At 58.5% G+C, this 26,468-nt stretch carries 27 protein-coding genes; 14 read left to right on the forward strand and 13 right to left on the reverse strand.

Translation table 11 applies throughout. The annotated features are described in order from the left end of the window. Nucleotides 1–64 precede the first annotated feature (64 nt). A complete protein-coding gene (locus tag CFU_RS19760; protein WP_014007764.1) occupies nucleotides 65–1,258 on the reverse strand; it encodes a phosphoglycerate kinase in 1,194 nt (397 codons plus the stop codon). A gap of 269 nt (nucleotides 1,259–1,527) precedes the next feature. Between CFU_RS19760 and CFU_RS19765 the strand changes: the two genes are divergently transcribed. The 5 genes from CFU_RS19765 (at nucleotide 1,528) to CFU_RS19785 (ending at nucleotide 4,842) form a co-directional block, all read left to right on the forward strand. Next, a complete protein-coding gene (locus tag CFU_RS19765) occupies nucleotides 1,528–2,454 on the forward strand; it encodes a branched-chain amino acid transaminase (protein ID WP_014007765.1) in 927 nt (308 codons plus the stop codon). Nucleotides 2,455–2,510: 56 nt separating this feature from the next. After that, nucleotides 2,511–2,726: a zinc-finger domain-containing protein gene (locus tag CFU_RS19770; RefSeq protein WP_041742506.1), complete on the forward strand. Its 216-nt coding sequence runs from the start codon at nucleotides 2,511–2,513 to the stop codon at nucleotides 2,724–2,726. A gap of 96 nt (nucleotides 2,727–2,822) precedes the next feature. Further along, nucleotides 2,823–3,254: a YybH family protein gene (locus CFU_RS19775; RefSeq protein WP_014007767.1), complete on the forward strand. Its 432-nt coding sequence runs from the start codon at nucleotides 2,823–2,825 to the stop codon at nucleotides 3,252–3,254. A gap of 23 nt (nucleotides 3,255–3,277) precedes the next feature. After that, nucleotides 3,278–4,249 carry a YheT family hydrolase gene (locus CFU_RS19780; RefSeq protein ID WP_014007768.1) on the forward strand — a complete coding sequence of 324 codons (972 nt, stop codon included), beginning with the start codon at nucleotides 3,278–3,280 and terminating at the stop codon, nucleotides 4,247–4,249. Nucleotides 4,250–4,251: 2 nt separating this feature from the next. After that, nucleotides 4,252–4,842 (forward strand): DUF2946 family protein, encoded by a 591-nt coding sequence (locus tag CFU_RS19785; RefSeq protein WP_014007769.1) that lies wholly within the window; start codon nucleotides 4,252–4,254, stop codon nucleotides 4,840–4,842. 87 nt (nucleotides 4,843–4,929) lie between these two features. Here the strand turns inward: CFU_RS19785 and CFU_RS19790 are convergent, their stop codons facing one another. Beyond that, complete coding sequence (locus CFU_RS19790; RefSeq protein WP_014007770.1) at nucleotides 4,930–6,435, reverse strand: M48 family metalloprotease; 1,506 nt, start codon at nucleotides 6,433–6,435, stop codon at nucleotides 4,930–4,932. Nucleotides 6,436–6,562: 127 nt separating this feature from the next. Here CFU_RS19790 and moaC point away from each other — a divergent pair, with 127 nt between their 5' ends. Then, a complete protein-coding gene (gene moaC, locus CFU_RS19795; RefSeq protein WP_041742508.1) occupies nucleotides 6,563–7,063 on the forward strand; it encodes a cyclic pyranopterin monophosphate synthase MoaC in 501 nt (166 codons plus the stop codon). 22 nt (nucleotides 7,064–7,085) lie between these two features. Here moaC and CFU_RS19800 read toward each other — a convergent pair whose 3' ends face one another. Further along, a complete protein-coding gene (locus CFU_RS19800) occupies nucleotides 7,086–8,579 on the reverse strand; it encodes an O-antigen ligase family protein (protein ID WP_014007771.1) in 1,494 nt (497 codons plus the stop codon). A gap of 31 nt (nucleotides 8,580–8,610) precedes the next feature. Continuing rightward, entirely contained in the window at nucleotides 8,611–10,293 is a 1,683-nt protein-coding gene (locus CFU_RS19805) for a PglL family O-oligosaccharyltransferase (RefSeq protein WP_041742511.1), read from the reverse strand. Here CFU_RS19805 and CFU_RS25295 point away from each other — a divergent pair. Further along, a complete protein-coding gene (locus CFU_RS25295; RefSeq protein ID WP_238531350.1) occupies nucleotides 10,283–10,498 on the forward strand; it encodes a hypothetical protein in 216 nt (71 codons plus the stop codon). The genes CFU_RS19805 and CFU_RS25295 overlap by 11 nt on opposite strands. Before the next feature lie 97 nt (nucleotides 10,499–10,595). On the opposite strand, the gene CFU_RS25430 is transcribed toward CFU_RS25295, so the two are convergent. Then, the gene (locus CFU_RS25430; protein WP_014007773.1) at nucleotides 10,596–11,081 is read right to left on the reverse strand and encodes a pilin; all 486 of its coding nucleotides are present in this window, start codon (nucleotides 11,079–11,081) and stop codon (nucleotides 10,596–10,598) included. Between the two features lie 52 nt (nucleotides 11,082–11,133). Between CFU_RS25430 and CFU_RS24695 the strand changes: the two genes are divergently transcribed. Continuing rightward, complete coding sequence (locus CFU_RS24695; protein WP_148264902.1) at nucleotides 11,134–11,346, forward strand: hypothetical protein; 213 nt, start codon at nucleotides 11,134–11,136, stop codon at nucleotides 11,344–11,346. 53 nt (nucleotides 11,347–11,399) lie between these two features. Here the strand turns inward: CFU_RS24695 and CFU_RS19815 are convergent, their stop codons facing one another. From CFU_RS19815 to recA, 7 genes are all read right to left on the reverse strand, one after another. Then, nucleotides 11,400–12,002: an FHA domain-containing protein gene (locus CFU_RS19815; RefSeq protein WP_014007774.1), complete on the reverse strand. Its 603-nt coding sequence runs from the start codon at nucleotides 12,000–12,002 to the stop codon at nucleotides 11,400–11,402. A gap of 171 nt (nucleotides 12,003–12,173) precedes the next feature. Further along, nucleotides 12,174–12,914, reverse strand: coding sequence for a Stp1/IreP family PP2C-type Ser/Thr phosphatase (locus tag CFU_RS19820; protein ID WP_238531351.1), 741 nt, complete (start codon nucleotides 12,912–12,914; stop codon nucleotides 12,174–12,176). 279 nt (nucleotides 12,915–13,193) lie between these two features. Next, complete coding sequence (gene sucD, locus CFU_RS19825; RefSeq protein ID WP_014007776.1) at nucleotides 13,194–14,075, reverse strand: succinate--CoA ligase subunit alpha; 882 nt, start codon at nucleotides 14,073–14,075, stop codon at nucleotides 13,194–13,196. Between the two features lie 20 nt (nucleotides 14,076–14,095). After that, on the reverse strand, nucleotides 14,096–15,262 hold the full coding sequence (gene sucC, locus CFU_RS19830; protein WP_014007777.1) for an ADP-forming succinate--CoA ligase subunit beta: 1,167 nt from the start codon (nucleotides 15,260–15,262) through the stop codon (nucleotides 14,096–14,098). Nucleotides 15,263–15,364: 102 nt separating this feature from the next. Beyond that, a complete protein-coding gene (locus CFU_RS19835; protein WP_014007778.1) occupies nucleotides 15,365–15,973 on the reverse strand; it encodes a DUF2889 domain-containing protein in 609 nt (202 codons plus the stop codon). A 205-nt stretch (nucleotides 15,974–16,178) separates the two neighbouring features. Beyond that, a complete protein-coding gene (gene recX, locus CFU_RS19840) occupies nucleotides 16,179–16,649 on the reverse strand; it encodes a recombination regulator RecX (RefSeq protein WP_014007779.1) in 471 nt (156 codons plus the stop codon). Between the two features lie 126 nt (nucleotides 16,650–16,775). Further along, on the reverse strand, nucleotides 16,776–17,885 hold the full coding sequence (gene recA, locus CFU_RS19845; protein ID WP_014007780.1) for a recombinase RecA: 1,110 nt from the start codon (nucleotides 17,883–17,885) through the stop codon (nucleotides 16,776–16,778). Nucleotides 17,886–17,981: 96 nt separating this feature from the next. On the opposite strand from recA, the gene CFU_RS25305 reads away from it, so the two are divergent. From CFU_RS25305 to CFU_RS19870, 6 genes are all read left to right on the forward strand, one after another. Next, a complete protein-coding gene (locus tag CFU_RS25305; protein WP_238531352.1) occupies nucleotides 17,982–18,338 on the forward strand; it encodes a hypothetical protein in 357 nt (118 codons plus the stop codon). Further along, nucleotides 18,335–20,086 (forward strand): gamma-glutamyltransferase, encoded by a 1,752-nt coding sequence (gene ggt, locus CFU_RS19850; RefSeq protein ID WP_238531512.1) that lies wholly within the window; start codon nucleotides 18,335–18,337, stop codon nucleotides 20,084–20,086. The genes CFU_RS25305 and ggt overlap by 4 nt, the downstream gene beginning before the upstream one ends. Before the next feature lie 308 nt (nucleotides 20,087–20,394). Continuing rightward, nucleotides 20,395–21,432 (forward strand): DUF1338 domain-containing protein, encoded by a 1,038-nt coding sequence (locus CFU_RS19855; protein WP_014007782.1) that lies wholly within the window; start codon nucleotides 20,395–20,397, stop codon nucleotides 21,430–21,432. A gap of 8 nt (nucleotides 21,433–21,440) precedes the next feature. Then, nucleotides 21,441–22,859 carry an FAD-binding oxidoreductase gene (locus CFU_RS19860; protein WP_014007783.1) on the forward strand — a complete coding sequence of 473 codons (1,419 nt, stop codon included), beginning with the start codon at nucleotides 21,441–21,443 and terminating at the stop codon, nucleotides 22,857–22,859. Nucleotides 22,860–22,993: 134 nt separating this feature from the next. After that, entirely contained in the window at nucleotides 22,994–23,878 is an 885-nt protein-coding gene (gene gcvA / locus CFU_RS19865; protein ID WP_041742514.1) for a transcriptional regulator GcvA, read from the forward strand. Between the two features lie 148 nt (nucleotides 23,879–24,026). Further along, on the forward strand, nucleotides 24,027–25,547 hold the full coding sequence (locus CFU_RS19870) for an L-piperidine-6-carboxylate dehydrogenase (RefSeq protein WP_014007785.1): 1,521 nt from the start codon (nucleotides 24,027–24,029) through the stop codon (nucleotides 25,545–25,547). 75 nt (nucleotides 25,548–25,622) lie between these two features. Here CFU_RS19870 and CFU_RS19875 read toward each other — a convergent pair whose 3' ends face one another. Continuing rightward, nucleotides 25,623–26,462, reverse strand: coding sequence for an SDR family NAD(P)-dependent oxidoreductase (locus CFU_RS19875; RefSeq protein ID WP_041742515.1), 840 nt, complete (start codon nucleotides 26,460–26,462; stop codon nucleotides 25,623–25,625). Nucleotides 26,463–26,468: the final 6 nt, after the last annotated feature.

Below are 26,468 nucleotides of genomic sequence, written 5' to 3' on the forward strand. Positions count from 1 at the left end.
ACAAACCGCTGGACAGTTGGTTGTGCAACCAGCTGTCCGATTCCCGGGTAAAACCGGGTCAAACTTAGCCGGTGGCGCGCTGCAACAGGATCTCGACCGCCGGCAAGGTCTTGCCTTCCAGGAATTCCAGGAAAGCGCCGCCGCCGGTGGAGATGTAGCCGATCTTGTCGGTAATCTTGTACTTGGCGATCGCGGCCAGCGTATCGCCGCCGCCGGCAATCGAGAAGGCCTTGGAGTTGGCGATGGCCAGCGCCAGGGTCTTGGTGCCTTCGCCGAACTGGTCGAACTCGAACACGCCGACCGGGCCGTTCCAGACCACGGTGCCGGCCTGGGCGATTTGCGCCGCCAGCGTCGCCGCGGTTTTCGGACCGATGTCCAGGATCAGGTCGTCGTCAGCCACATCGGCCACATCCTTGACCTGTGCTGTCGCCGTCGGCGAAAACTCCTTGGCGCACACCACGTCGACCGGAATCGGCACCGAGGCGCCGCGCTTGGCCATCATGTCGATAATGGCTTTGGCTTCCTCGACCAGGTCCGGTTCCGCCAGCGATTTGCCGATTTTCAGGCCGCTTGCCAGCAAAAAGGTATTGGCGATGCCGCCGCCGACGATCAGGTTGTCGACCTTGTCGGCCAGCGCTTTTAATATGGTCAGCTTGCTCGACACCTTGGAGCCGGCAACGATCGCCACCAGCGGCCGTGCCGGCTGGTTCAGGGCCTTGCCCAGGGCGTCCAGTTCGGCGGCCAGCAAAGGGCCGGCGCAGGCAATCGGCGCAAACTTGGCGATGCCGTGCGTGGTGGCCTCGGCCCGATGGGCGGTGCCGAACGCGTCGTTGACATAAATATCGCAGAGCTTGGCGATCTTTTGCGCCAGCTCGTCGCTATTCTTTTTCTCGCCCTTGTTGACCCGGCAATTTTCCAGCAGCACCACCTGGCCCGGCGCCACTTCCACGCCGTCGACCCAGTTCTGGCGCAATTCAACCGGCTGGCCCAGCAGTTCCGCCAGGCGCTTGGCGATAGGCGCCAGCGAATCTTCCGGCTTGAATTCGCCTTCGGTCGGCCGTCCCAGATGCGACGTCACCATCACCGCGGCGCCTGCATCCAGCGCCTGGCGAATCGCCGGCACCGAAGCGCGCACGCGCGTATCTTCAGTAATATTGCCTGCCGCGTCTTGCGGCACATTGAGGTCAGCACGGATAAACACGCGCTTGCCTTGCAGCTGGTGTTGCGCGATCAGGTCGCTAAGTCGATTGAATTTCATGTCGATCAGGCAATATCAGGGAGGAAAAGTCGCTATTTTACTCCAGCAGGCTCTGTCAAAACACCGTTTTCGGCGCATGGCGGGTCTCAAAACACAAGCGCCGAGACCAATATTCTACAGAGTAGGCTGCGTCGAATCCGTTAAAATGTCACTTTATACCCAAGAATGCACCCAAGATCGGCAATGAGCGATGACAGGTCAATAAGGGCCGCAATCTCATTCGCAGTCTCATTGTTTATCAGGCAATTCTATTCACCGGAGATTTAAACATGTCCATGGACGACCGCGACGGCAAGATCTGGAAAGACGGCAAACTGATCGACTGGCGCGACGCCAATATCCACGTCCTGACGCATTCGCTGCACTACGGCATGGCAGTCTTCGAAGGCGTGCGCGCCTACAAGACAGAGCAGGGTCCAGCGATTTTCCGCCTGAAGGAACATACCCAACGCCTGCTGAATTCTGCCAAGATCTTCCAGATGCAGGTGCCTTACGACCTGCAAACCCTGATTGACGCTCAAATCCAGGTGGTGCGCGAAAACCAGCTGGAATCCTGCTACATGCGGCCGCTGATCTGGATCGGCTCGGAAAAACTCGGCATCGCGGCCAAGGGCAACACCGTGCATGTCGCCATCGCAGCCTGGCCGTGGGGCGCCTACCTGGGCGAAGACGGGCTGGCCAAAGGCATCCGCGTCAAGACTTCCTCGTTCAGCCGCCACCACGTCAATGTGTCGCTGGTGCGCGCCAAGGCCAGCGGTTATTACATCAATTCCATCCTGGCCAACCAGGAAGCGCTGACCGACGGCTACGACGAAGCGCTGCTGCTGGATACCGACGGTTATGTATCGGAAGGTTCCGGCGAAAACGTGTTCATCGTCAAGAACGGCAAGATCTACACGCCCGACCTGGCCTCCTGCCTGGACGGCATCACGCGCGATGCGGTGCTGACCATGGCGCGCGACAGCGGCATCGAGGTGATCGAGAAACGCATCACCCGCGATGAGGTGTATTGCAGCGACGAAGCCTTCTTTACCGGCACCGCGGCGGAAATCACGCCTATCCGCGAACTCGACAACCGCGCCATCGGCGAAGGCAAGCGCGGCCCAATCACCGAAAAAATGCAAACCATGTTTTTCGATGTGGTGGCAGGCAAGTCGGACAAATATCGGCACTGGCTTACCGTTGTCGGAAAATAAGCTAGCGCCAACATCACTTGGTTGCAAGTTAAGTAGAAGCAAATTTGGAGAAACAGATGACTACAGTAGCAAATTCGGCAGCAAATACGCAAACCCCGGTTGAACTCGACGGCAAGGACCTGCCGGCGCATTGCCCTAATCCGGCAATGCCGTTATGGTCTTCGCATCCGCGCGTGTTTCTGGAATTCGACAAGAGCAGCGGCAACGCCAAATGCCCCTACTGCGGCACGCAGTACCGGCTGAAACCGGGCGCGGTGGTCAAGGGCCACTGATGACAAAAGGGAGCCTGGCTCCCTTTTTTGATGGCAGCAAGGTATGGTTACAATTCGTGGTGACAATTCGTTCAACAGTTTGAGCACGGAGGCGATATGCCGCACGTCAAATTCATGCACGGCTCGGCCGAAGAAACCGAAACCGCTTTTTACGACGCCATGAGCCGCGCCGATATCGAGGCCATGATGGCGCTATGGGCGGACGACGACGAAATCGTCTGCATCCATCCGAACGCGACGCGGCTGCATGGCCATGCCGCGATCAGGGCCGCTTTCGAAAGCCTGTTCGAGCGCGGCGGCGTGCACATCCGTGCGCGCCAGCTGCACGTGACGCATAATATGTCGACCAGCATCCATAACCTGGTGGAAGAGCTGCACCAGGCCAGCGAATCCGACCGGGAAATGCATATCCTGGCAACCAACATCTATATGAAGACGCCGCGCGGCTGGCGCATCGTGCTGCACCACGCCTCGGTCGCGCCGGGAGCAGCGCCGGAAGAAACCACTTCCAGCGCCACCCTGCATTGAACGAACCACACTGAAGATTTTGTATGCCTGCTGCTGCCTCACTTAGCTCCTACCCCGCGCCGCTATGGCTGCCGGGTGGCCATCTGCAAACCATTTACCCGGCCACCTGCATCAGCAAGCCGGCAGTCGCGTTCAGGCGCGAACGCTGGGATACGCCAGACGGCGATTTCATCGACATCGATTTTGTCGACGGCAAGCCGGGACAGCCGCTAGTGGTGCTGTTCCACGGCCTGGAAGGTTCGTCCGGCAGCCATTACAGCCGCGCCCTGATGGCGCAACTGAGTACGCTGGGCTGGTCCGGAGCGGTGCCGCATTTTCGCGGCTGCTCCGGCGAAATCAACCAGGCGCCGCGTTTTTACCATTCCGGCGATGCCGAAGAGGTCGACTGGATATTGCGCCGCCTGGTCGCCAGCCGCACAACTAAACAATTTGGAAAACTCTACGCGACCGGCGTTTCGCTGGGCGGCAATGCGCTGCTGCGCTGGCTCGGCGAATCCCAGCACCAGGCCGAAATCGTCGACGCCGCCTGCGCGATTTCCGCGCCGCTCGACCTGGCCGGCGGCGGCGCGGCCCTGTCGCGCGGCTTCAACATGGTCTACACGCGCTCCTTCCTGCGCACCATGAAAAGCAAGTCGCTCGACAAGCTGCAGCAATTCCCGCGCCTGTTCGACCGCGAAAAAATGCTGGGCGCACGCAACCTGTACGAGTTCGACAATATCGTCACCGCGCCGCTGCACGGCTTCCGCGACACCGACGACTATTGGCATCGCGCCAGCGCCAAACTGGTGATCAACGACATCACGCTGCCGACGCTGGTACTGAACGCCCGCAACGACCCCTTCCTGCCGCCCCAGCACTTGCCGCCCAAGGCCGCCGCCAGCGTCACCCTGGAATATCCTGAACAAGGCGGCCATGTCGGCTTCGCCACCGGCGGCCCGCCCGGCCGGCTCGACTGGCTGCCGCAGCGCATGCTGCGTTTTTTGCAGGACAACTAAGGATGGACCAGATCGTCGCCCAAGCCATGCAAAAGTGGCCCAACGTCCCCCACTGCTACGGCTGGCTGGCGCTGGACGCGCGCGGCGCCTGGCGCATGCGCGACGAACAGGCGCAGCGCCACAAGCTGCCCGGCGACAAGATCATGCATACGGCGCTGGTGGGCTTCATCAACCGCAACTATGGCGCGGATGAAAACGGCTGCTGGTATTTCCAGAACGGCCCGCAGCGCGTGTATGTCGACCTCGAACTGACCCCCTACATCGCCCACACCGACCCGATGCAGGGTTTTGTCTTGCAAACCGGTGCAGCGATGGCCACTGTCGAATCCGTCATGATGACCGAACAAGGCCAGCTGCTGCTGATCGCCCCAGGCCAGCTCGCTGCGGTCGACGACCGTGACCTGGCGCAATGCCTGGCCGATTTGCGCATGGACGGAAACACCATCAGCGATGAAGCCCTGCTCGACTGGATAGCGGCGCCGCAGCAAACCCTGACCTGGCAAAAATCAGGAACAACATTACCCGTCACACATATCGCCACGAAAAATATCGCCACCCATTTCGGTTTTACCCAACACCCCCGCCAGGTGTAGTTAAATGGGGTCAGAGTTTTTTTTCGCGGTCCTTTGCGAAAATTACTCTGACCCCATTTAACGGACCACGGAGCACACGCCCGCACATCAACGCTCTTTGGATGCAGCCAACTCCTCTTTCCACCGCTCCTGCAACTCCCTTTCCCGCGCATCAATCATAGACTGGTCATAAAACCCCGCATCCCCCGAATTCCGCGCAATCCGCAACTGATCCAGCGCCGCCGGCACACTCCCGGTCAACACATAAGATTCTGCCAAAGCCATATGCTGCAACGCCCGCTTGCCCTGCGCCGAATAGGCCTGGGCCAGCAGATCCTGCACATCCGCATCCTGGCGATACAGCCGGGCCTGCTCACGCAAATATTTGATAGCGTCGTCCAGTCTCTTGGAAGCAATCAGCGCCCGCGCATACTGATGCGCCAGCCCGCGCGACAGGGGATACTGGAGCTGTCCCTGCTGCACCAGTTTCAAGGCTTCCGCCTCGCGTTTGCTGGCCAGCATGATCTCAACGCCCAGGTCCGTCAGCACCAGGCTCTGCTTCGCCGGCAAAGCCGCCGCCACGGCCTGCTGCAGCAAATCCTCGGCCTTGTCGTAAGCGCCCTGCTTGAACGCCAGGAAAGCCATGCCATATTTAGCCGCAACAATCTGCTGCTTGGTATTCAGCTGCAGCTGCGCATCGAATACGATCTGGGCATCGCGCCGGCCCTGTTCGGTATCATCCTGCAGCACCCGCACGCGAGCGCGTATCAGCTGGAAATCCAGACTATCGGCGCGCTGCCGGTAACGCTGCTCGCGGATCCGGGCCTCGATGTCGGCAATCCGCTCGGTGGTCAGCGGGTGCGTCAGCAGATATGGTGGAACCACATCCGAATAATTGCGGGAAGCGGTCTGCATGCGCCCGAAAAAAGCCACCATGCCGCTGGTATCGAAACCGCCGGAATCCAGGATCGACAGCCCGATCCGATCCGCCTCACGCTCAGCATCGCGGCTGAAGTTCAACTGCCGCTGCATCGCCAGCCCGGTGCCGCCCATCATCACCGCCGCACCGGCATCGCCGCTGCCGCGCATCGCCAGCGCTCCCAGCAGCATGGACGCCAGCGCGATCATCGAATCCTGCTTCTGGCTACCCACCATGCGCGCGATATGGCGCTGCGCCACATGGCCGATTTCATGCGCGAGCACCGAAGCCAGCTCCGATTCACTCTGCGCCGCCAGCAGCAAGCCGGAATGAACGCCGATAAAACCGCCCGGCAAGGCAAACGCATTCAAGACCGGATCGCGCACCGCAAAGAAGAAAAAATCAAACCCCGCTTCGCCCCGCACCTCGGGCCGGGCGTTAACCAGGGTCCAGCCGAAATTGTTCAGGTATTCCAGCAGCGGCGCATCATTCAGGTAATCAGGATCGCGACGGATATCGTGCATTACCTCCTCGCCGAGCTTGCGCTCCATCAGCGGCGACAGCGATTCGCGCGAGGTGTCGCCCAGGGTGGGCAGGTTTTGCACCGCAAATGCAAGTTTCGCCGGCAGCACGCAGCAAGCGCTGATGAGCGCGGCAAGCAATATTCGCCTGGGTATTTGCAATGATCGATTCATTGAGTACTGGGTGGAGCCAAAATCACGATGCTATGATACTAACAGAGGACAATTGTTCCACCGTCGGCATGTACCGACAGCCTGCAAAATTCGACCAGCGACTGCATCATCTACAGAAAATACCGCCATGACCAATAAAACCCCTGTATCCGACAAGCTGACCCACTTTGACCAGACAGGCCAGGCTCACATGGTCGATGTCGGCGGCAAAAACGACACCCACCGCATCGCCGTCGCCAGCGGCTGCATCCGCATGAAGGCCGAGACATTGGCACTGATACAGTCGGGAACTGCAAAAAAAGGCGACGTGCTGGGAATTGCCCGCATCGCCGCCATCATGGCGACCAAACGCACCAGCGACCTGATCCCGCTGTGCCATCCGTTGGCGCTGACGCGGGTTACGGTCGACTTCAGCGTTGATGACGCGGACAGTAGCATTACTTGCAATGCGCAGGCTGAGACTGTGGGCAAGACTGGAGTGGAGATGGAGGCGTTGACTGCGGTCCAGATTGGACTATTGACTATTTATGACATGTGCAAGGCGGTGGACCGGGGAATGGTGATTACCAATGTGCGGGTAATGGAAAAACACGGCGGGAAGTCAGGAGATTGGACAGCCGGATCATGAATCGCAGCTGTCTCTCCCATCGTCAGAAATAGCCGCCCAGCCAGATCCGCGGACGCAGCACCGGACCGGGATAAAGCTCTTTCTGCAGACTTTGCTCTTCATACAAAGACAGGTTACGGATTTCCGGCCACAATCCATTGCCAAGCAGCCAGATCAATACCAGCACGCCAATTGCGCCGCCTGCTCGCATCGCGACAGACAAGCGCATTGTCGCCTCGGCTTGCGCCGGCCCAACCGAACAGATCCAGCCCCACGCACAACCGATATACAAGGCAATCCACAACTGGCTGCTAGGCATCACGAACAGGCCCGACACCAATCCATCTACCAGGATAGCCACTCCACCGGTCAGCCATGCTGCAAGTATCAGTTGATTTCTTCCATCCGCCAAAGCCGGGTACCGGCGTGTCGCCAGCAATTTCTTAAAAGCCAAAGCGAGGGCAGCAGCCAGGCAAAGAAAGGCCGGAATGCCCCATTCGCAGGCGATCTGCAGTATCCAGTTATGCGGGTGCGCGCCATTTTGCACAGTGCGTCCGAAATGAGCAAAATGCAAAGGTCCTGCTCCCAGCCATGGATGTGCCGCTATGATTTCCCATGCTCGTACCCACAGCGACCAGCGACCAGAACCGGGGTTCTCCATGCTTCGGTCAACCAGGGAGAACAGGAGTCCGAATGGCTGCAAGCCAAGCGTGACGGGGATCAGCACATAAAGCAGCAGATACACGCCAAGTCCGAGCAACGCTGAATACAGCATCACCTTGCACCAGCGCACAGCCTCTTTCCGCAGGAATATCGCGGTCACAATCACGCCGGCCAGCATGCCGATAAAAGTGCCGCGCCCGGCCGTGACGAAAAGGAGCGCCCACCATATTGAAATGACGGCCCAGGAAAATATTCTCCTCTTTGCATCATTGCTACGAATCGCCAACAATCCCAGGAGCGGCAAGGTAGCGGTCTGGACATGATTAAGGAAGCGATAATTATCGAAACCGAGAACCAGCACTTCCAGCTTTGGCTGGCCGCCGGTATTGATCACCGCGATATAGGTGATGATCTCCAGGAAAATATAGAGTGCGCATCCGAGGCCGCACAAGAGCAGTATCTTGTCCAGCAAGGCGTCGCCCTTGGTACGGATTTCGGATGCGATCAGCAGAGACATGACCGCCAGCGATAAAAAATTGGCCCATTCGAACAAAGCGTGGCGCGGCGAATAGGCGACAATGCTGGAGACTAGGCCAAACCCAAAGAACAGCGCCAAGAGAAACATCATGCGCGTATTCCATAAGCGCCGGATTCTTTCGCGACGGTACAAAATCAAGACGGCCGCGCCGAACAGGCCAGACAAGACCAAGCATAAAATTTCGAGGATGCGCTGGTTATCATGATAACCAGCGCCATTTGCCAAGGCAAAAGGCCACAACGGGCCGACTGCGGCAACAAGGACCGCCAATATTGAAACAGATGGCCTGGGCGAACCAGCCGCCGGCGCAACCTGTGTAGCCTGAATACCTGTCACATCGGGTCCTTTGAAAAATCGGCAAATCTTCTTATTTTTTTAACGCGGCCTCTGTGACCCATTTTGAAAACCCTGCCAGATTTTCGTTGTTGGCGTGGCTGGCGGCAAGCTTGACCATATCAAGCATTTCAGGCGCCTGGTCCGGAAATGTTTTTTGCATCCTCAGAAAAGTTACCTTTGCTTCTGCCTCATTGCCTGCCAGCGCCTGATAGATGCTTTGACGGGTAATCACTACGCTATTCACCGAAGTATTCAGCAAGCGTTGATTGAGTGCCATGTTTTCCGACAGATTATCGGTGCCCAGAACGCGCCCGGTGCTGTCTATATAGTCGGTATAAGGCTCAAGAAAGATCCGGCTTGGCATTTGCGCAATTTCTTTCAGCTCCGCTGCGTGCAGGCTCCTCGAATAAATGGCGGTACTTCTTCTACCATACAGGTCGGTCACGTAGATGGCTTCAAAAAATGCATAAAACAAGATCCCTGCTGCAACCAGGCCCATGGCCTTGACTAATACTTCGGTCAACCTCGAAGGAAATTTCAAGCGTACAGCCTTTGTCTCAAACATCCCGGCGAACACACCAAGCGGCAGCAAAAAATAGGCGTACCAGAGCGGAGAGTCCGCCAAACTGTCCAGGCTGAGAACAATCACAACACCCAGTACAAATAGTTTTTCAGGCGACGCTGGAAACTTCAGCAGCCTCAGCAACCATAAAACGATAACAGACAGTAATGCGGCCGTGAAAAAAATGCCGGTTTCGGCGAGCAGCTGCAAGACAATATTATGGACATGGTTCACTGGCAAGATATCTGCTCTCAGGAACTCGTAGGAACCCAGGCGCCCCCAGCCCACGCCAAACCACGGCGCTTCTAAAAACACCGACCAGCCGACCTGCAACAACTTCAGATGCGCATTCCAGCTGCTGTTCAACCCTCGCGCGGCCGAAGTAATATCCATTACCGGCCAATGAAGCGCCGTGCGCATCAGATAACCCTGCAGCAGGTACACAAACGGTATGGCGCAGAGCCATACCGAACGGCGGCTGGAGCCAGGCGCGGCCTTGCCATTCATTGGAAAGCGCCAGAACAGGATGCTTAAGCACACGACATAGATAAAACCGCTGCGCTGGCCGGTCAATATGATGCCGGCAAACAGGAAAAACACAAAAGGCAGATATGCCTTCAGCTGCAAGCTGCCGCGCGATAACAAATAATGGGCTGCGGCCCAGCCGATCGCCAAATACGTGGCTGCGTGACTGGCTTGCCCGATATTGCCGTAGAGGTCATGGCGGGGAAGCCTCGCCATCAAGAAAGGCATGTGGGAAAAATCCGGCCACAACAACTGCATGAACTGCGCCACCACGGTGTAAGCAGCGCCAAACGCCAGGAAAAACCCAAGCCATGCCAAACAACGCTCGACCAGATGGCGTTGGCGCAGCCAGTATCCCAATTGGACCACTGCACACAAGCTAACGAAGTAACATATGGGTAAAAGCAGTTGCTGCAGATACTCTGGCGGCCAGACGAGCATTTGCATCGCTGCAAATGCTAGCAAGAGGCTCCCGGCGATGGAAATCATTGGTATTATCGCGGCCTGGCGCGGACCATCCCCGTGAAAGCAGGCGACGATTAGCGCAGCCCACAGCCATAAAAACGACTGCCATTCGGCAAATAACGAAGAAATCGGCGCGCCATGGAACGGCTGGATGAATGGCATTGAACATGCCAGGCCGAGCAAAACAAATATCGCGACGCTTGTGTCAATCCGTTTCAATTTTTCTCAACTCCATTTGCCCTGGCACTTACCGCCAGATGACCGGAAGTGGCTCGCCACGATTTCCGGTCTTGTTCCTTTGAAGCATTCGGCTCATTTTTCGATAGAAAAAATGGCCGAATATATTCCTATACTTCTTTGTTCTTAAAACCAAACCGACAGAAAAAAGCCCCTCACAAGAGGGGCTTTATCATGAAAAAGGCTAAAGCTTCAGCCATCCACCATGGATATATCGCTAAATGATATTAGGAACCGCTCAATTTGGTTTTAATATAGTTGAGTGCAGCATTGTTGGTGATATCAGCACTTGCCTTTGCCTCCCATTTAATGGCTGTATCGCCTTGATTAGGAGTTGACGAAAATTTAATTGTCGCATTCTTTGGGACATTAGTACCGAGGACATCGTTAAATGTCGCGGTAATTTCACCAGTAGTTGCTGTAGGACCGCTAGTTATCGTATATGTTGCTTCCTTAGTTGCAATGAGTTTGATTCCAGCTGCAGTGAGGGCATTGGTATCCGGGAACGAACCATTGGTCTGGAAGAATTCGGACATCGCCAGTTCGATAGGACCAACACCAGCTGCCACGTTAGACAGTTTGGCGCGCATTGTGTAGTCCTGATACTGAGGAATTGCCACGGCAGCCAGGATACCGATGATCGCCACGACGATCATCAATTCGATCAGGGTAAAACCGCGCTGGGCACGTTTAATCATTTTCATCGATTTCATTTGTTTCTCCGGTTAATAAAAAGGGGGCTTCACTACACAGGGGGATAGAGCAATGTCTGTGCCAGTGGAAAATCGCGGCTTTTGTTTGATCGGCGCCGGGAAAAGTGAGGAAATTTGGCAGATTTTTGATACCGCGCTGACAAAGTTTGTCACAAGAAACCGTATCGATTTTTTATTTATCGCCCCTCCGATGTCCGGCGATCTTCAGGGTTTAACAATACCAAAAAGACAAGACATCAAGCCATGTTATCGCATGCCTGGATAAATGAAACCGGCATTCATCTTAAATCCGACCGGATACTGCGTCTGCCAGCATTTTTAAACAGCCTTCCAGGAAAATTTCATCAAAGTCCCTGCAATATCAATCACATCCTCATCCTTAAGCGCCCGTGCTCCCGAGCTCAGCGGTGTATCGTTGACCCGGGTATAAGTCTGTCCTTCGACATGAGTCAGCTCATAGCCATGCGGCCGACGCGTGACTATGGCAACCTGAATGCCGGGACGCCCAATAGTAGTCAACACCTTGGTCAGCAACATCTCCTTACCGGCACTAGGCCCATCCAGCACAGTAATAGTGGCATCCGGCCGCGGCACAGGAAACATCTTCGGCCGGTTGTCCTTGATTTCCTCATCCGTATCAACCTGATACAACAGCTTGTACCTGGCCATCTGGATCACATCGTTATGCTGCAGGAAATGTTTGGTGACCGGATGACCGTTGACCTGGGTGCCGTTGGTGCTGTTGAGATCTTCCAGGAACGAATCGTTGTAGATAGTAATGATGACCGCATGTTCGCCGCTGATGGCAAGGTTATCAATGACCATGTCATTGTGGGCGCGGCGGCCGATGGTGGTGCGCTCTTTGGTGAGCGTCATCTCTTGTATCACGGTGCCGCCTTTGGTCAGGATGATCTTCGCCATTCCTATCTCTTTCGGGAAACGCTATCTGTAAGTTAATTTAAAAGCAAGCTGCAGATCCGGCCACGTCCGCAGCTACTGGTATATCCGGTTTCACATACTTCCACAAACCCCAGTTTAATGTTGTTTCGGGGCAATGACACTCAAAATCCGGGATTTATATCGGGCGCCGGCTTATTCGCCAGCCTGTCCGTTATCCGGCACGCTGACCAGGATCACCGACACATTGTCCTGTCCGCCCGACTGGTTGGCAGCATTGATAAGCATGGTGCATGCCATCTTCAGGTCGCCCTGGGCGTCGCTGACAATATTGAAGATATCCTCGTCGCCGATCCGGTCCGACAATCCATCCGAACACAGCAAATAAAGATCGCCGGCCGCCACCTGATGCTGATGAACTTCCACCACCAGCTGGTAATCGATGCCGACGGCACGTGTAACAATATTACGGTTGTTAGCGAATTGCGCGTCTTCGGCGCGGATCAGGCCGGCGTCGATCTGTTCCTGCAGCAGGGAGTGGTCGCGCGTCAGCTGTTCCAGCAAACCGTCGCGGATGCGATACGCGCGCGAATCGCCGACATGGGCGATGCTGACGCTGCCCTGCGGCGCGAACCAGGCTACCACCAGGGTGGTGCCCATGCCGCGGTATTCCGGCTCGCGGCGGGCGGCGTTGATGATGGTGCTGTTGGCCTGGCGCACGGCCTGCATCAGCCACAGGCGCGTCGGCAGCTCGGCTTCCGGCTTCTGCAGGCGGCGGTACTCCTGCAGTTGGCTTTCGATTTCTTCCTGGATGGCGACGGTGGCGATGCTGCTGGCGACTTCACCGGCGTTGTAGCCGCCCATGCCGTCGGCCAGGATCGCCAGCTGCAGGACATCGTCGACCACGACGGTGTCTTCGTTTTGTACTCGCACCATACCAATATCCGTTTTGGCGGCAAACTCAAGCGGCATATGTCGAGACACGATAAAAAGTTATGGCAGATCAGACGATTGCCTAGTTACAAGTATTTTCCTTGGTTCTGCTGGGGACGGCAAGACAAATTGCAAAGTCGGCGGCCGCCCTGCTCCTGGATGCGACACCTGTAATCCGGCCCGGTTGTGCGCGGCAATAAAAAGGGAGCCGAAGCTCCCTTTTCATAGTCCGGGCAGGTAATCGTCTATACGATAAGCGCCTGCCCTGCTAGCCAGCGACGATTACAGCATCGCTTTCAGCAAACGCGCCATTTCCGATGGATTCTTGGTGACGGTGATGCCACACGCTTCCATGATGTCCAGCTTGGCTTGCGCAGTGTCGGCGCCGCCCGAGATCAGCGCGCCGGCATGGCCCATGCGCTTGCCCGGAGGAGCGGTAACGCCGGCGATGAAGCTGACCACCGGCTTCTTCATGTTGTCCTTGATCCAATAAGCGGCATTCGCTTCGTCCGGACCGCCGATTTCGCCAATCATGATGACCGCGTCTGTGTCAGGATCGTCATTGAACATCTTCATGATGTCGATGTGCTTCAAGCCGTTGATCGGATCGCCGCCGATGCCGACTGCCGATGACTGGCCCAGGCCCAGTGCGGTCAGCTGACCGACTGCTTCATAAGTCAGGGTGCCGGAGCGCGAAACCACGCCGATGCGGCCCTTCTTGTGGATGTGGCCCGGCATGATGCCGATCTTGATTTCGTCCGGCGTGATCAGGCCTGGGCAGTTAGGTCCGAGCAGCAAGGTCTTGCTGCCAGCTTTTGCCATGCGGTCTTTCAACGCCAGCATGTCGCGTACAGGAATGCCTTCAGTGATGCAGATGGCCAGGTCGAGTTCGGCTTCGACGGCTTCCCAGATCGCTGCTGCCGCGCCTGCTGGCGGCACATAGATCACCGAAACGTTGGCGCCGGTGGCGGCCTTGGCTTCGGAAACGTTAGCGAAAATCGGGATGCCTTCGAAATCTTCGCCGGCTTTTTTCGGATTCACGCCAGCGACAAACGCGTTCTTGCCGTTTGCGTAGTCGCGGCAGCCGCGGGTGTGAAATTGGCCGGTCTTGCCGGTAATGCCTTGGGTGACGACTTTAGTGTCTTTGTTGATCAGGATCGACATAGTTGTTCCTAGTTATTTACTTATTTACCGTTAGCCGCAGCAACAACCTTCTGCGCCGCTTCTTCCATGCTGTCCGCCGCGATGATCGGCAGGCCGGAGTCGGCCAGCATTTTCTTGCCGATTTCTTCGTTGGTGCCCTTCATGCGGACCACCAGCGGCACTTGCAGCGAAACGGCCTTGGATGCAGTGATGACGCCTTCAGCGATCACGTCGCAGCGCATGATGCCGCCGAAGATGTTGACCAGGATGGCTTTCAGGCCTGGATTCTTCAACATGATCTTGAATGCTTCAGTGACTTTTTCAGCAGTTGCGCCGCCGCCAACGTCGAGGAAGTTGGCAGGTTCGCCGCCGAACAGCTTGATGGTGTCCATGGTGGCCATGGCCAAGCCGGCGCCGTTTACCAGGCAACCGATATTGCCGTCGAGCGAGATGTAAGCCAGGTCGAATTTCGAAGCTTCGATTTCAGCTGGATCTTCTTCGTCCAGGTCGCGGTAGGCGACGATTTCAGGATGGCGGAACAGGGCGTTGGCGTCGAAGTTAAACTTGGCGTCCAGGGCGATGACCTTGCCGGAACCGGTGACGATCAGCGGATTGATTTCGGCCAGCGAGCAATCGGTATCCCAGTAAGCCTTGTACAGACCTTGCAACTGGACGCGCGCATCGGCGATCGAACCGGCAGGAACACCGATCAGGGTGCTGATGCTGTCAGCTTCAGCATCGGTCAGGCCGGTAGCCGGGTCGATGACGACTTGATGAATTTTTTCAGGGTGGCTGGCTGCGACTTCTTCGATGTCCATACCGCCTTCGCTGGATGCCATCAGCACCACGCGCTGGCTGACACGGTCGGTGACCATGCTGACGTACAGTTCTTGCTTGATGTCTGCGCCTTCTTCGATCAACAGGCGACGGACTTTCTGGCCTTCAGGGCCGGTCTGGTGCGTGACCAGCTGCATGCCGAGGATCTGGCTGGCGTATTCGCGCACTTGTTCCAGCGACTTGGCAACCTTGACGCCGCCGCCCTTGCCGCGACCGCCGGCGTGGATCTGGGCTTTGACGACCCAAACCGAACCGCCCAGGGTTTCCGCTGCCTTGACCGCGTCATCGACGTTCAGGCACGGGATGCCACGCGGTGTTGTCACTCCGAACTGACGGAGAATTTCCTTACCCTGATACTCATGGATCTTCATACGAGCTTCCCTTCTGACACTTAATTGAATGAAATTGCTTGGTTGGATAAATATGGCTCTAAATGCGATGGCTCTAAATGCGATGGTTCTAATGCGACGGTTCTAATGCGACGGTTCTAAATGCGGTGTTTCTAAATGCGGCGATTCTAAATCAGACTCGGTGTCGGTTCCTGCGGGAGGGCTGATTGCCCACTTCGGATAATATTTGGCGACAACTGCGCCTTCACTACGTAAAGCATGGCAGCGATCAAGCTGGGGCGGCTTCTGGTCGGCAGCGCGATTGATCTCGCCGCCGAAAGCCTGTAATGCAGCGGTCGGCAATATCTGCGCCAACTCGGTCAGATGGGTACAGCCGAGCGCGCCGCCGATATTCTCTCTCAGAGCGTGGCGGAAACCCTTGACCAGGCTCAAGCCGATCAATTTCTTGTAATCAGGTTCGATGGTGTTGCAATGGCCGCGATACGGCACCGCTTCGGAATTCGCCTCGACCTCGACGATCACGAACTGGCGGTCGAGCGTCAGCCGCAGCCACAGGCTGTGCAGGGGCTGGCCTGCCGGTAAATTGCCGGCTGGCAAAGGAAGATCGAAGGGTTTGGTATCGGTAACATGGGCGTCGATTTCCCATAGGTCGTCGTCACGTACGAACGCGTCGATCTGAATCGCGCGGGTGTGCTTCAACGCTCGGCGGGAAATGGAAGGTGTCAGAGACATAATGGTGGACTGATTTGCGTGTCGTTACCACAGTTTCTATGGTAACTGCCGCTCCTGCGGTTTGCAAAAAACCCCAAAAGTGTAGCACAGCTTGGCGGGCTTAGCGATTTTGATGGGCCGTTGCAAAATAGCCACTGCCGGTCACCACCATTCAAATCAGCAGGGAAAACGGAGCGGAAACACGGTGGAAAACACTGCCCCGGACTCAGTAACCTTCGCCGTCGCTGTCATCATCGCCGCCACCTTTCACCGCCGCCTGTATCGCTCGATGAGAAAATCCGCGCTGCAGCAAGAAACGCATCTGCTTGGCGCGCTCTTCGGCGCTGGCCGGGACTTGCTTGAATTTCTTGCGCCAGACTTCGCGCGCGCGGGCGATTTCGCCGCTGGCCAGGCCGGCCTTGATGTCTACCAGCGCATCGGCATCGATGCCGTGGCTTTGCAGTTCCGACAGGATGCGGCTGTTGCCGTAACGATGGGCACGCCTGTGAATCAAGGATTCGGAAAAACGCGCCTGCGACAGGAGTTTTGCCGCCTCCAGCGTATCCAGCAAGGCTTCGATATCGTCGCCTTCCTGCGCATAACGGGCCAGTTTGCGCGCCAGCTCCAGGCGGCTGTGCTCGCGCGCCGACAGATAACGCAGCGCCCTGGCCTTGAGACTGATCTGTGGTTTTGCCATGGCAGCTTCCTGTAGTTCTAAATACCTGCCCGAAAACTAAAACGCCTTTCAACAATCCATCCGGCGGATATGTATGAAAGGCGTTTGCCGAACGGGGCCGGCGGACATCGCTAAAGGCGAAGTCTATTAAACCGGCTCTTCAGCCTTGGCAGCAGCCTTGCTTGCCTTGGCAGCGGCTTTTTCCGCCGCCTTGTCGCCGCCGTCCGACTTGATCTCGCCCAGTAGCGGCACACCCAGCGAAGCACGCACCTTGTTTTCGATTTCACGCGCCAGTTCCGGCCGTTCTTTCAGGTAGGTACGGGCATTGTCCTTACCCTGGCCGATACGTTCGCCGTTGTAGCTGTACCAGGCGCCCGATTTTTCAACGATCTTGGCGTCGGAGCCGAGATCGAGGATTTCACCTTCGCGCGATGTGCCTTCGCCATACAGGATGTCGAAATGCGCTTCCTTGAACGGCGGCGCGATCTTGTTCTTGACGACCTTGACCTTGGTTTCGTTGCCGATCACCTCATCGCCCGACTTGATCGAACCGGTGCGGCGGATATCCAGCCGCACCGAAGCGTAGAACTTCAGCGCGTTGCCGCCGGTGGTGGTTTCCGGATTGCCGAACATGACGCCGATCTTCATGCGGATCTGGTTGATGAAGATCACCAGCGTGTTGGTGCGGTTGATGCTGCCGGTCAGCTTGCGCAGCGCTTGCGACATCAGGCGCGCTTGCAGGCCAGGCAGGGAATCGCCCATGTCGCCTTCGATTTCGGCGCGCGGCGTCAGCGCCGCCACCGAGTCGACCACGATCAGGTCGACGCCGCCCGAGCGCACCAGCGCATCGGTGATTTCCAGCGCCTGTTCGCCGGTGTCCGGCTGCGAAATCAGCAGCTCGGACAGGTTGATGCCCAGCTTCTGCGCATAACCGACGTCCAGCGCATGTTCCGCATCGATGAACGCGCAAGTGCCGCCCAGCTTCTGCATTTCGGCGATGGTTTGCAGGGTCAGCGTGGTTTTACCGGAAGATTCCGGACCGTAGATCTCGACCACCCGGCCGCGCGGCAGGCCGCCCACGCCCAGCGCGATGTCCAGGCCGAGCGAACCGGTCGAGACAACCTGCACTTCTTCGACCACGGCGCCGTCTTCCATGCGCATGACCGAACCTTTGCCGAATTGTTTTTCGATCTGCGCCAAGGCCGCGGCAAGGGCCTTGCTTTTATCCGGATTGGGTGCGGATTTTTTATCGTCCATGGTTGTTCTTTCGGCAAAAATGGTGAGTGATAATGGTGAATGATTCAGGACCTGAGCTAGAGCTTCAGGTAGTACTGTATAAAAAAACAGTGATTTATGCAAGCACTGTCGCAAATTTTTAAAAGCCTGATGCATATTGTATGTGCAGAAATCTCTGCCGGCGATGCGAATCGCCCTAAATCCCCTGTAAAAAATCACGTTTTAGGTACGGACTTATTACGAATCTTATTGCCAGGGCTTAGAAACATCGGGCGCATTTCATGCTTATTACGCATATCGTCATCAGGAAAAGTAAAAAGGATGCCGGATGCGCAAGAGGATGCAATAATCGTGACGCACATTTTGCTTCGGCCGCCAGTCGGCCGCCGGGCAATGCGCCATATTTCGAGACAGGGGCAAGCGGCTTGCCCACTAATAAACGGGGAGAAGGTATGCGTATTACATATTGGATGAAACCATTGGCGGCGTCGGCGCTGCTGCTGGGTTTGCTGGGCACGGTCCAGGCAGCGTCCGCACCTGCGGTCGAGGCGAAGAACGGCATGGTGGTGACTTCGCAGCACCTGGCGTCGCAGGTCGGGGTCGACATCCTGAAGATGGGCGGCAACGCGGTCGATGCGGCGGTAGCGGTCGGTTATGCGCAGGCGGTGGTAAATCCCTGCTGCGGCAATATCGGCGGCGGCGGCTTCATGACCATCCACCTGGCCGACGGCCGCGATACCTTCATCAATTTCCGCGAAACGGCGCCGGCCGCGGCCAGCGCCAACATGTACCTGGACGCTAACGGCAAGGCGATCACCAACGCCAGCCTGTTCGGCTACCTGGCGGCCGGCGTGCCGGGCACCGTGCTGGGACTCGACAGTGCGCAACGCAAATACGGCAAGCTGACCCGCGCTCAGGTGATGCAGCCGGCGATCAAGCTGGCGCGCGACGGCTACATCCTGAACCGCGGCGACACCGACATCCTCGACACCACCATCGCCCAGTTCAAGAAGGACCCGGAAGCAGCGCGCCTGTTCCTGCGCCGCGACGGCACGCCGCTGCAGCCGGGCGACCGCCTGGTGCAAAAGGACCTGGCCAAGACGCTGGAAGCGATTTCGCGCAACGGCCCTGACGCCTTCTACAAAGGCGCGATCCCGGCCGCGGTGGAACGCGCTGCCAAGGCTGGCGGCGGCATCATCACCGCAGCCGATTTCGCCGGCTACAAGATCAGCGAAAGCGCGCCGCTGTCGTGCAATTACCGCGGCTATGTGTTCGTCTCCGCGCCGCCGCCCAGCTCGGGCGGCGCCACCATGTGCCAGATCCTCAACATCCTCGAGGGCTACGACATGAGGGCGCTCGGGTTCCACTCAGCGTCGGCGGTGCATTACATGACCGAAGCGATGCGCCATTCCTACATGGACCGCAATACTTTCCTGGGCGACCCGGCGTTCGTCAAGAATCCGCTGGAGCGCTTGCTGAGCAAGGAATACGCAGCCTCCATCCGAGAGAAAATCGCCGCCGACAAAGCCACGCCGTCGGTAGAAGTGCAGCCCGGCATGGCGCCGCATGAAAAACCGGAAACCACGCATTATTCGATCGTCGACAAGGACGGCAATGCGGTGTCCACCACCTACACCATCAACGGCCGCTTCGGCGCCGTCGTGATTGCGCCGGGCACCGGCTTCTTCCTCAACGATGAAATGGACGACTTCACCGTCAAGGCCGGCGTGCAGAACCTGTTCGGCCTGGTGCAAGGCGCCACCAACTCGATCGCTCCGGGCAAGCGTCCGCTGTCGTCGATGGCGCCGACCCTGGTCACCAAGGATGGCAAGACCTACATGGTGCTTGGCTCGCCAGGCGGTTCGCGCATCATCACCATCACCCTGGAAACGGCCCTGAACGTGATCGACTACGGCATGGCGCCGCAGGAAGCGGTCGATGCGCCGCGCATCCACCACCAATGGCTGCCGGACGAGGTCTACTACGAAACCCGCGGCCTGTCGCCGGATACCCTGAAAATCCTGGATGGCATGGGCTACAAGATGAAAGAGCAAACCCCTTGGGGGGCGGCTGAGCTGATCATGATCGGCCTGCCCGGCGCAGCCGGCGTCGCCGGCGCCAGCTCGGGCAACGATGCAGGCGTATCGGGCGCGGTCCGTCCGGGCCTGTATTACGGCGCCAACGATACACGCCGCCCTGCCGGCGCTGCTATCGGTTACTAAACTGCCGTATAGGTTGAATTCCTGGCGTGTTCAAAAAGGGGGAGCTCTGCTCCCCCTTTTTTATTTCAATAAAAGAAAAGCAAGACGCCTCTGCCAGCCGTAGCGAGCGGGACAAGGTTGGGGTTGAGAAGCGCAGCTGTACGAAAGTACAGTGAGCATCGCAAACCCCAAGATTGCCCCGCGCAGTAGGCTGGCAGAGGCGGCGTTGGGATCATGAGAAAAACGCATTGATGCATCAGTATTAATCGTTTTATCCAGCTTCAAATCAAATTTACACTGCGCCTATCCTCCCCCGATAGAGAGCGCGCATGTCCTCCACCAACCTGCAATATATGCTGACGTCGCTGCTGGGCGCCGAGCATGCCAATCAACTATCCGATCTGCTGCAGATCCCGGCCAGCACCCTGCGGCCGCGCGCCGATACGGTTTCCCGCATCGAAATCGCACAGGCGCTGAACATGCTGCTGTTCGAGAAACTGCTGAAAGCCGTCCCACAAGGAAATGACTATGTGCAGGACTCGGTGCGCGCCGGCAACAAGATCCGCTTCGACCATGGCGCTTTGCGCACCGTGCTGGGCATCAGCACCGGCACCCTGCCGGCCGGCGAGGCTGCCTTCACCCGTATCCTCCGGCCGCTGGGCTACCACGTGAACGGCGTCTATCCTTTGCAGCGGATCAGCATGACCGGCCGCGCCTACGCGCATGAAGACGACGCCGAGGAAATCGCCCAATTCTTCCTGAGCGAACTGCACCCGCATCATTTCTCCAGCGAATTCCAGGCCACCGTCAACAAGGTCTTGTCGACCTCGCAAGATCCTGTCGATGCGCACTCGGCGCAGCTCCTGCAACAGCTCGGCAACGACAAGAGCTTGCCGCTGGCCGATGCGCTGGCCTTGCTGCCGGTGCTGGTGGCCTGCTTCGACCGCCAGCATGCCCTGCCCAGCATCGCCGAATACCAGGTCTTGCTGGCTGAATCGGCCGAAATGGCCTGGATTTCGACCGAGGGCAACGCCTTCAACCACGCCACCGACCGCGTCGCCAATGTGGAACAGGTAGCCGACGCGCAACGCGCACTGGGCCGCGCCATCAAGGAAAAGATCGAAGTGTCGCGCAACGGCCGGGTGCGGCAGACCGCTTTCCGCGCCAGCACCGTGACGCGCCCGATGCGCGACGACAACGGCGTCATGGTCGAGATGAAGGTGCCGGGCTCGTTTTACGAATTCATTTCACGCGACCGCTACCTGGACGAGGAAACCCGGCAAGAAAAGCTGGACCTGACTTTTGACAGCGGCAACGCCCAGGGCATCTTCAAAATGACCGCCTCATCCAACGCCGCATCCTGCTGAAGGCAGACATGGACGATACCAGCCTGATCCGGCAACACATCAGCGACCTGCTCGGGCCGCAAGGCTGCCTGCTCGCCCCCGACCAGCGCCAGCCCTACGAAAAGGGCGCGCGCTACGGCGACGGCCGCAGCCTGTGCATCGCACGCCCGGCCAGCGTCGACGAAGCAGCCGAGCTGATGCGCCTGTGCGCCAGCGAAAAAATCCGCATCATCCCTCAGGGCGCGAATACCGGCCTGGTCGGCGCGTCGTCGCCGGATCGTTCCGGCCTCGACGTGGTGCTCAGCATGGAGCGCATCAAGGGCGTGACAGACATCGATCCGGTCGACCGCGTGGTGCAAGCCTATGCCGGCACCCGCCTGTCCGACCTGAACCAGGCGCTCAAGCAGCATGAATTGTACTTCCCGATCGACCTGGCGGCCGATCCGTCGATCGGTGGCATGCTGGCCGCCAATACCGGCGGCGCGCGCCTGATCCGCTACGGCGACGTGCGGCATAACGTGCTGGGACTGGAAGCACTGCTGATCGATCCGCCAGGCCAGCGCCTGGACCTCACCAACCGCCTCAGGAAAAACAATACCGGCCCCGACTGGAAACAGAATTTCATCGGCAGCGGCGGCGCCTACGGCATCATCACCCAGGCGCTGCTGCAAGTGCATCCGCTGCCGCAGCAATGCGCCACGGCGCTGGTTGTTCCTGCCTCGCTGCAGGCTGCCGCCTTGCTGCTGCGCGACGCCGAACGCAATTTCTCGGATTTCCTGAGCGCGTTCGAGGGTATCTCGCACAATGCCATGCAAGCCGTATTGCAGCACATCCCTTCGATACAAGCGCCGTTCGAGCCGCTGCCGCCTTATGTTTTCCTGATCGAACTGAGCAGCGCGCGGCCGCGCAGCGCCGATTTCGACCTGGAAAAGCTGTTCGGCGCCTGGCTCGAAGCCTGTTTCGGCGACCTGATCCTGGACGCGGTGATCGACAAACCCGAAGTCCTGTGGCGCATCCGCCATGCCATCACCGACAGCGTGCGCCAGGAAGGCAAGGTAATCGCTTTCGACATCGCCGTGCCGCGCTCGAAACTGGCCCTCTTCCGCGATGAAGCGATCGCGCTGCTGGAGCAGTCTTATGCCGGCGTCAAGGTATATGACTTCGGCCACTGGGGCGACGGCGGCCTGCATTTCAACCTGGTGCTGCCGCCGCACCTGGCCGACGACTATCCGCCGCAGCGCATCCATGCCCTGCGCCAGGAAATCTACGACCTGGCGGTCCATAAATATTACGGCAGCTTCAGCGCCGAACATGGGGTCGGACCGTTCAACCAGGAGTTCTATGAACGCTACACGGCACCTGAATCGCAGGCGCTGGCCGCCAGGGTGCAAACCGTATTCGACCCGGCCGGACTGCTCGGCCTGACGCGTTTCGGTACGGCGCCGTAAAGCCCATGCCTGACTCCCCGCGCAGCCAGGCTGGAACCGGCATTGAAGGTAAAGCTGAAAAGCGCCGCCGCGTTTGGTATAGTGCCTGCTCGACAGCAAGCACGGCAGCACATACCTACTCGGCACCAAGAAAAATGCGCAGATTCATCCCCTCCACCTCCTGCCTGATCGCTTTCGATACGGCAGCGCGCCACCTGTCGTTCACCAAGGCCGCCAACGAACTGCACATGACCCAGGGCGCAGTCAGCCGCCAGGCCGCCATCCTGGAGGATTACCTTGGAGTCAAACTGTTCGAACGCATCAACCGCCGCCTGATACTGACCGCCGCCGGCGCCGAATATGCGGCCCAGGTCGCCGCCATCCTCAAGGAAATCGAGATGGCGACGTTCCAGGTGATGGCGCACAAGAATTCCGGCGGCGTGCTCAATCTGGCAACATTGCCGACTTTCGGCGTCAAGTGGCTGATTCCGCGCCTGGCCAAATTCACCGCCGCCCATCCCGATGTGATCCTCAACCTGAGCACCGAAGTGCTGCCTTTCGATTTCAACAGCCGCGCAGTCGATGCGGCAATCCACTTCGGCGAGCCGAACTGGCCCGGCGCAGTCATGGTGCGGTTGATGGGCGAAGAGGTGCTGCCAGTGTGCAGCCTGGAGCTGGGCCGAAAGATCAAGCGTATCGAAGACTTGCCGGAAATGACGTTGTTGCAACATACGACCCGGCCGCAAGCCTGGCACGACTGGTTCAGCCATGTCGGCGTGGCCTGCCCGGACGCTTTGTCGGGCCCGCGTTTTGAACAATTGTCGATGGTGATCCAGGCCGCCGCCGCCGGCCTTGGCGTGGCGCTGATGCCGAAATTCCTGGTGGAAACCGAAATCGCCCTCGGCCAGCTGCACGTGCCCTTCCCGTTCGCGGTCAAAAGCCCGCAATCCTATTACCTCACCTATCCCGAAAAAAACGCCAGCAAGGCGGCCGTGATCAAATTTCAGGAATGGATACTGGGCGAATTGACCGAAGCCTGAGGAACGCCCCTGCATGATCAAAGGTAATGATGTTCTGATATTTTTTGATTTTAAGGAATGACGATTTATTCCTTATACTCAAGCTATAAGCTCGCCCGCAGTATCCGGTTGGCGGCGCTCAGATCAATTCCCGAACAAAGGCTTTCCAATGACGCAAATCTCCACCATCTTCGCTGAACTCGGCTTCGATTTTTCCGCGCATGCCGGCAACGACCTCCATTCGCGCTCGCCGCGCGACGGCGCCGCGATAGCTTCGCTGCGCGCACACACCGTGGCGGAAGCCGAAAGCGCCATCAAGAATGCCCAGCAAGCCTACGAAAAATGGCGCGTGGTGCCGGCGCCGGTGCGCGGCGAACTGGTGCGCATCCTGGGCGACGTGCTGCGCGAGCATCGTGAGCCGCTGGGCAAGCTGGTGACCCTGGAATCCGGCAAGATCCTGTCCGAAGGCATAGGCGAAGTGCAGGAAATGATCGACATCTGCGATTTCGCGGTCGGCCTGTCGCGCCAGCTGTACGGCCTGACCATCGCTTCCGAGCGCCCTGGCCACCGCATGATGGAAACCTGGCATCCGCTGGGCGTGTGCGGCGTCATCACTGCCTTCAATTTCCCGGTTGCGGTATGGGCATGGAATGCGGCGCTGGCGCTGGTCTGCGGCAATGCCGTGATCTGGAAACCGTCGGAAAAGACCCCAGTCGTTGCGCTCGCCGTGCATGCCTTGTTTGAAAAAGCCGCTGCGCGCTTTTCGCAACAGCGTCCGGACCTGCTGCCGGTCAACCTGTGCCAGGTGTTGCTAGGCCGCGCCGAAATCGGCGCCGCGCTGTCGGCTTCGCCGCTGGTGCCGCTGGTCAGCGCCACCGGCAGCGTGCGCATGGGCCGCAAGGTCGCCACCACCGTGGCAGAGCGCCTGGGCCGCAGCCTGCTGGAACTGGGCGGCAACAACGGCATGATCGTCACGCCTAGCGCCGACCTCAGCTTGGCCCTGCGCGCCATCACTTTTTCCGCTGTAGGCACTGCCGGCCAGCGCTGCACCAGCTTGCGCCGCCTGTTTGTCCACAGCAGCATCTATCAGGATGTGGTCAGCCGCATCGAACGCATCTACGCCAGCGTCAAGGTCGGCGATCCGCTGGCGGCGGATACCCTGGTTGGTCCGCTGGTCGACCAGCACTCCTTCGACGCCATGCAAACCGCGCTGGCGCAAGCCAAGGCCGAAGGCGGCGTGGTGACCGGCGGCGAACGGGTGCAGGTGGGCGACAGCAGCAATGCGTTCTACGTACGGCCGGCGCTGGTGCGCATGCCCCGGCAAAGCGACATCGTGCATCACGAAACCTTCGCACCCATCCTGTATGTGCTGTCTTACGATAATTTCGACGATGCGGTGCGCTTCAACAACGCCGTGCCGCAAGGCTTGTCTTCGGCCATCTTCACCAACGACGTGCGCGAAGCAGAGGCGTTCATGTCGGCCAGCGGCAGCGATTGCGGCCTGGCCAATGTCAACATCGGCACCAGCGGCGCTGAAATCGGCGGCGCTTTCGGCGGCGAGAAGGAAACCGGCGGCGGCCGCGAATCGGGTTCCGATTCGTGGAAAACCTATATGCGCCGTGCGACCAACACCATCAACTACAGCCGCACCCTGCCGCTGGCGCAGGGTGTCAAGTTCGATATCGAGTAGGGTGGGCACCTGTGCCCACGCGGAACGTCGATCATTCGAGGAGCTAATTCAGCGTGGGCAGAAAATCTGCCCACCCTACGTTATCTTCAGTAAAGTCGGCGTCCGCTGCTGCAATACATCTTGCATGCGGACCTCGATCGCCTGCTTCATTTCCGGATGCGTCAGGATATAAAAACGCTCCGCAGCAATCGCATCGAATACCTCGTCCGCCACCTGCGTCACCGCAATCCCGTTCTGCACCGCGTTCAATACCGACATGCCAACCTTGAGTGCGACAGCATCGGTCGGGCCGCTGTCGCCGCCATTTTCCCGGTTGCGTTCCGAATGGCCGATGCCGGTCTTGACCCAGCCCGGACACAGCACCGATACCTTGATGTGCGACTGGCGCAGCGTCAGGTCATGATGCAAACCCTCCGACAGCGTCACCACGGCATGCTTGCTGGCGTTATAGCTGGCCAGGCTGGGCTGCGAAGTGAGTCCGGCCATTGACGCCGTGTTGACGATATGGCCTTCCTCGCCGTTCTCCAGCATGCGCGGGATAAAGGCGCGCAAGGCGTGGCTGACGCCGTAGAAATTGACGCCCATGACCCAGTCCCAGTCCTTCTGGCTGGTTTCCCAGGCCGGCTTGGCTACTGCGACGCCGGCATTATTCACCAGCAAATGCACGTTGCCGAATCTGGCGAATGCCTGATCCGCCAGGGCGTTTATCTGCTCTTCCCTGGCGACGTCGGTAGGCACGCCTATCACTTCCACGCCCATGGCTTTGAATCCGGCAACGGTTGTTTCCAGCTTGGCGGCGTTGATATCGGCCAGCACCAGCTTCATACCCTCGGCGGCGGCCCGTGCGGCGATTCCTTTGCCTATGCCTTCGGCGGCGCCGGTAATGACGGCGACCTTGCCTTGCAAATTCTTCATATGGTT

Origin of the sequence: Collimonas fungivorans Ter331, assembly GCF_000221045.1 — a bacterium.
Classification (GTDB): domain Bacteria; phylum Pseudomonadota; class Gammaproteobacteria; order Burkholderiales; family Burkholderiaceae_D; genus Collimonas; species Collimonas fungivorans_A.

Excerpts from the sequence above, each read along its gene's own strand:
- CFU_RS19760 (WP_014007764.1), bottom strand. The coding sequence starts at position 1,258 with ATGAAATTCAATCGACTTAGCGACCTGATCGCGCAACACCAGCTGCAA.
- CFU_RS19765 (WP_014007765.1), top strand. The coding sequence starts at position 1,528 with ATGTCCATGGACGACCGCGACGGCAAGATCTGGAAAGACGGCAAACTG.
- CFU_RS19770 (WP_041742506.1), top strand. The coding sequence starts at position 2,511 with ATGACTACAGTAGCAAATTCGGCAGCAAATACGCAAACCCCGGTTGAA.
- CFU_RS19775 (WP_014007767.1), top strand. The coding sequence starts at position 2,823 with ATGCCGCACGTCAAATTCATGCACGGCTCGGCCGAAGAAACCGAAACC.
- CFU_RS19780 (WP_014007768.1), top strand. The coding sequence starts at position 3,278 with ATGCCTGCTGCTGCCTCACTTAGCTCCTACCCCGCGCCGCTATGGCTG.
- CFU_RS19785 (WP_014007769.1), top strand. The coding sequence starts at position 4,252 with ATGGACCAGATCGTCGCCCAAGCCATGCAAAAGTGGCCCAACGTCCCC.
- CFU_RS19790 (WP_014007770.1), bottom strand. The coding sequence starts at position 6,435 with ATGAATCGATCATTGCAAATACCCAGGCGAATATTGCTTGCCGCGCTC.
- moaC (WP_041742508.1), top strand. The coding sequence starts at position 6,563 with ATGACCAATAAAACCCCTGTATCCGACAAGCTGACCCACTTTGACCAG.
- CFU_RS25295 (WP_238531350.1), top strand. The coding sequence starts at position 10,283 with ATGAATGGCATTGAACATGCCAGGCCGAGCAAAACAAATATCGCGACG.
- CFU_RS19805 (WP_041742511.1), bottom strand. The coding sequence starts at position 10,293 with ATGCCATTCATCCAGCCGTTCCATGGCGCGCCGATTTCTTCGTTATTT.
- CFU_RS25430 (WP_014007773.1), bottom strand. The coding sequence starts at position 11,081 with ATGAAATCGATGAAAATGATTAAACGTGCCCAGCGCGGTTTTACCCTG.
- CFU_RS24695 (WP_148264902.1), top strand. The coding sequence starts at position 11,134 with ATGTCTGTGCCAGTGGAAAATCGCGGCTTTTGTTTGATCGGCGCCGGG.
- CFU_RS19815 (WP_014007774.1), bottom strand. The coding sequence starts at position 12,002 with ATGGCGAAGATCATCCTGACCAAAGGCGGCACCGTGATACAAGAGATG.
- CFU_RS19820 (WP_238531351.1), bottom strand. The coding sequence starts at position 12,914 with ATGGTGCGAGTACAAAACGAAGACACCGTCGTGGTCGACGATGTCCTG.
- sucD (WP_014007776.1), bottom strand. The coding sequence starts at position 14,075 with ATGTCGATCCTGATCAACAAAGACACTAAAGTCGTCACCCAAGGCATT.
- sucC (WP_014007777.1), bottom strand. The coding sequence starts at position 15,262 with ATGAAGATCCATGAGTATCAGGGTAAGGAAATTCTCCGTCAGTTCGGA.
- CFU_RS19835 (WP_014007778.1), bottom strand. The coding sequence starts at position 15,973 with ATGTCTCTGACACCTTCCATTTCCCGCCGAGCGTTGAAGCACACCCGC.
- recX (WP_014007779.1), bottom strand. The coding sequence starts at position 16,649 with ATGGCAAAACCACAGATCAGTCTCAAGGCCAGGGCGCTGCGTTATCTG.
- recA (WP_014007780.1), bottom strand. The coding sequence starts at position 17,885 with ATGGACGATAAAAAATCCGCACCCAATCCGGATAAAAGCAAGGCCCTT.
- CFU_RS25305 (WP_238531352.1), top strand. The coding sequence starts at position 17,982 with ATGCAAGCACTGTCGCAAATTTTTAAAAGCCTGATGCATATTGTATGT.
- ggt (WP_238531512.1), top strand. The coding sequence starts at position 18,335 with ATGAAACCATTGGCGGCGTCGGCGCTGCTGCTGGGTTTGCTGGGCACG.
- CFU_RS19855 (WP_014007782.1), top strand. The coding sequence starts at position 20,395 with ATGTCCTCCACCAACCTGCAATATATGCTGACGTCGCTGCTGGGCGCC.
- CFU_RS19860 (WP_014007783.1), top strand. The coding sequence starts at position 21,441 with ATGGACGATACCAGCCTGATCCGGCAACACATCAGCGACCTGCTCGGG.
- gcvA (WP_041742514.1), top strand. The coding sequence starts at position 22,994 with ATGCGCAGATTCATCCCCTCCACCTCCTGCCTGATCGCTTTCGATACG.
- CFU_RS19870 (WP_014007785.1), top strand. The coding sequence starts at position 24,027 with ATGACGCAAATCTCCACCATCTTCGCTGAACTCGGCTTCGATTTTTCC.
- CFU_RS19875 (WP_041742515.1), bottom strand. The coding sequence starts at position 26,462 with ATGAAGAATTTGCAAGGCAAGGTCGCCGTCATTACCGGCGCCGCCGAA.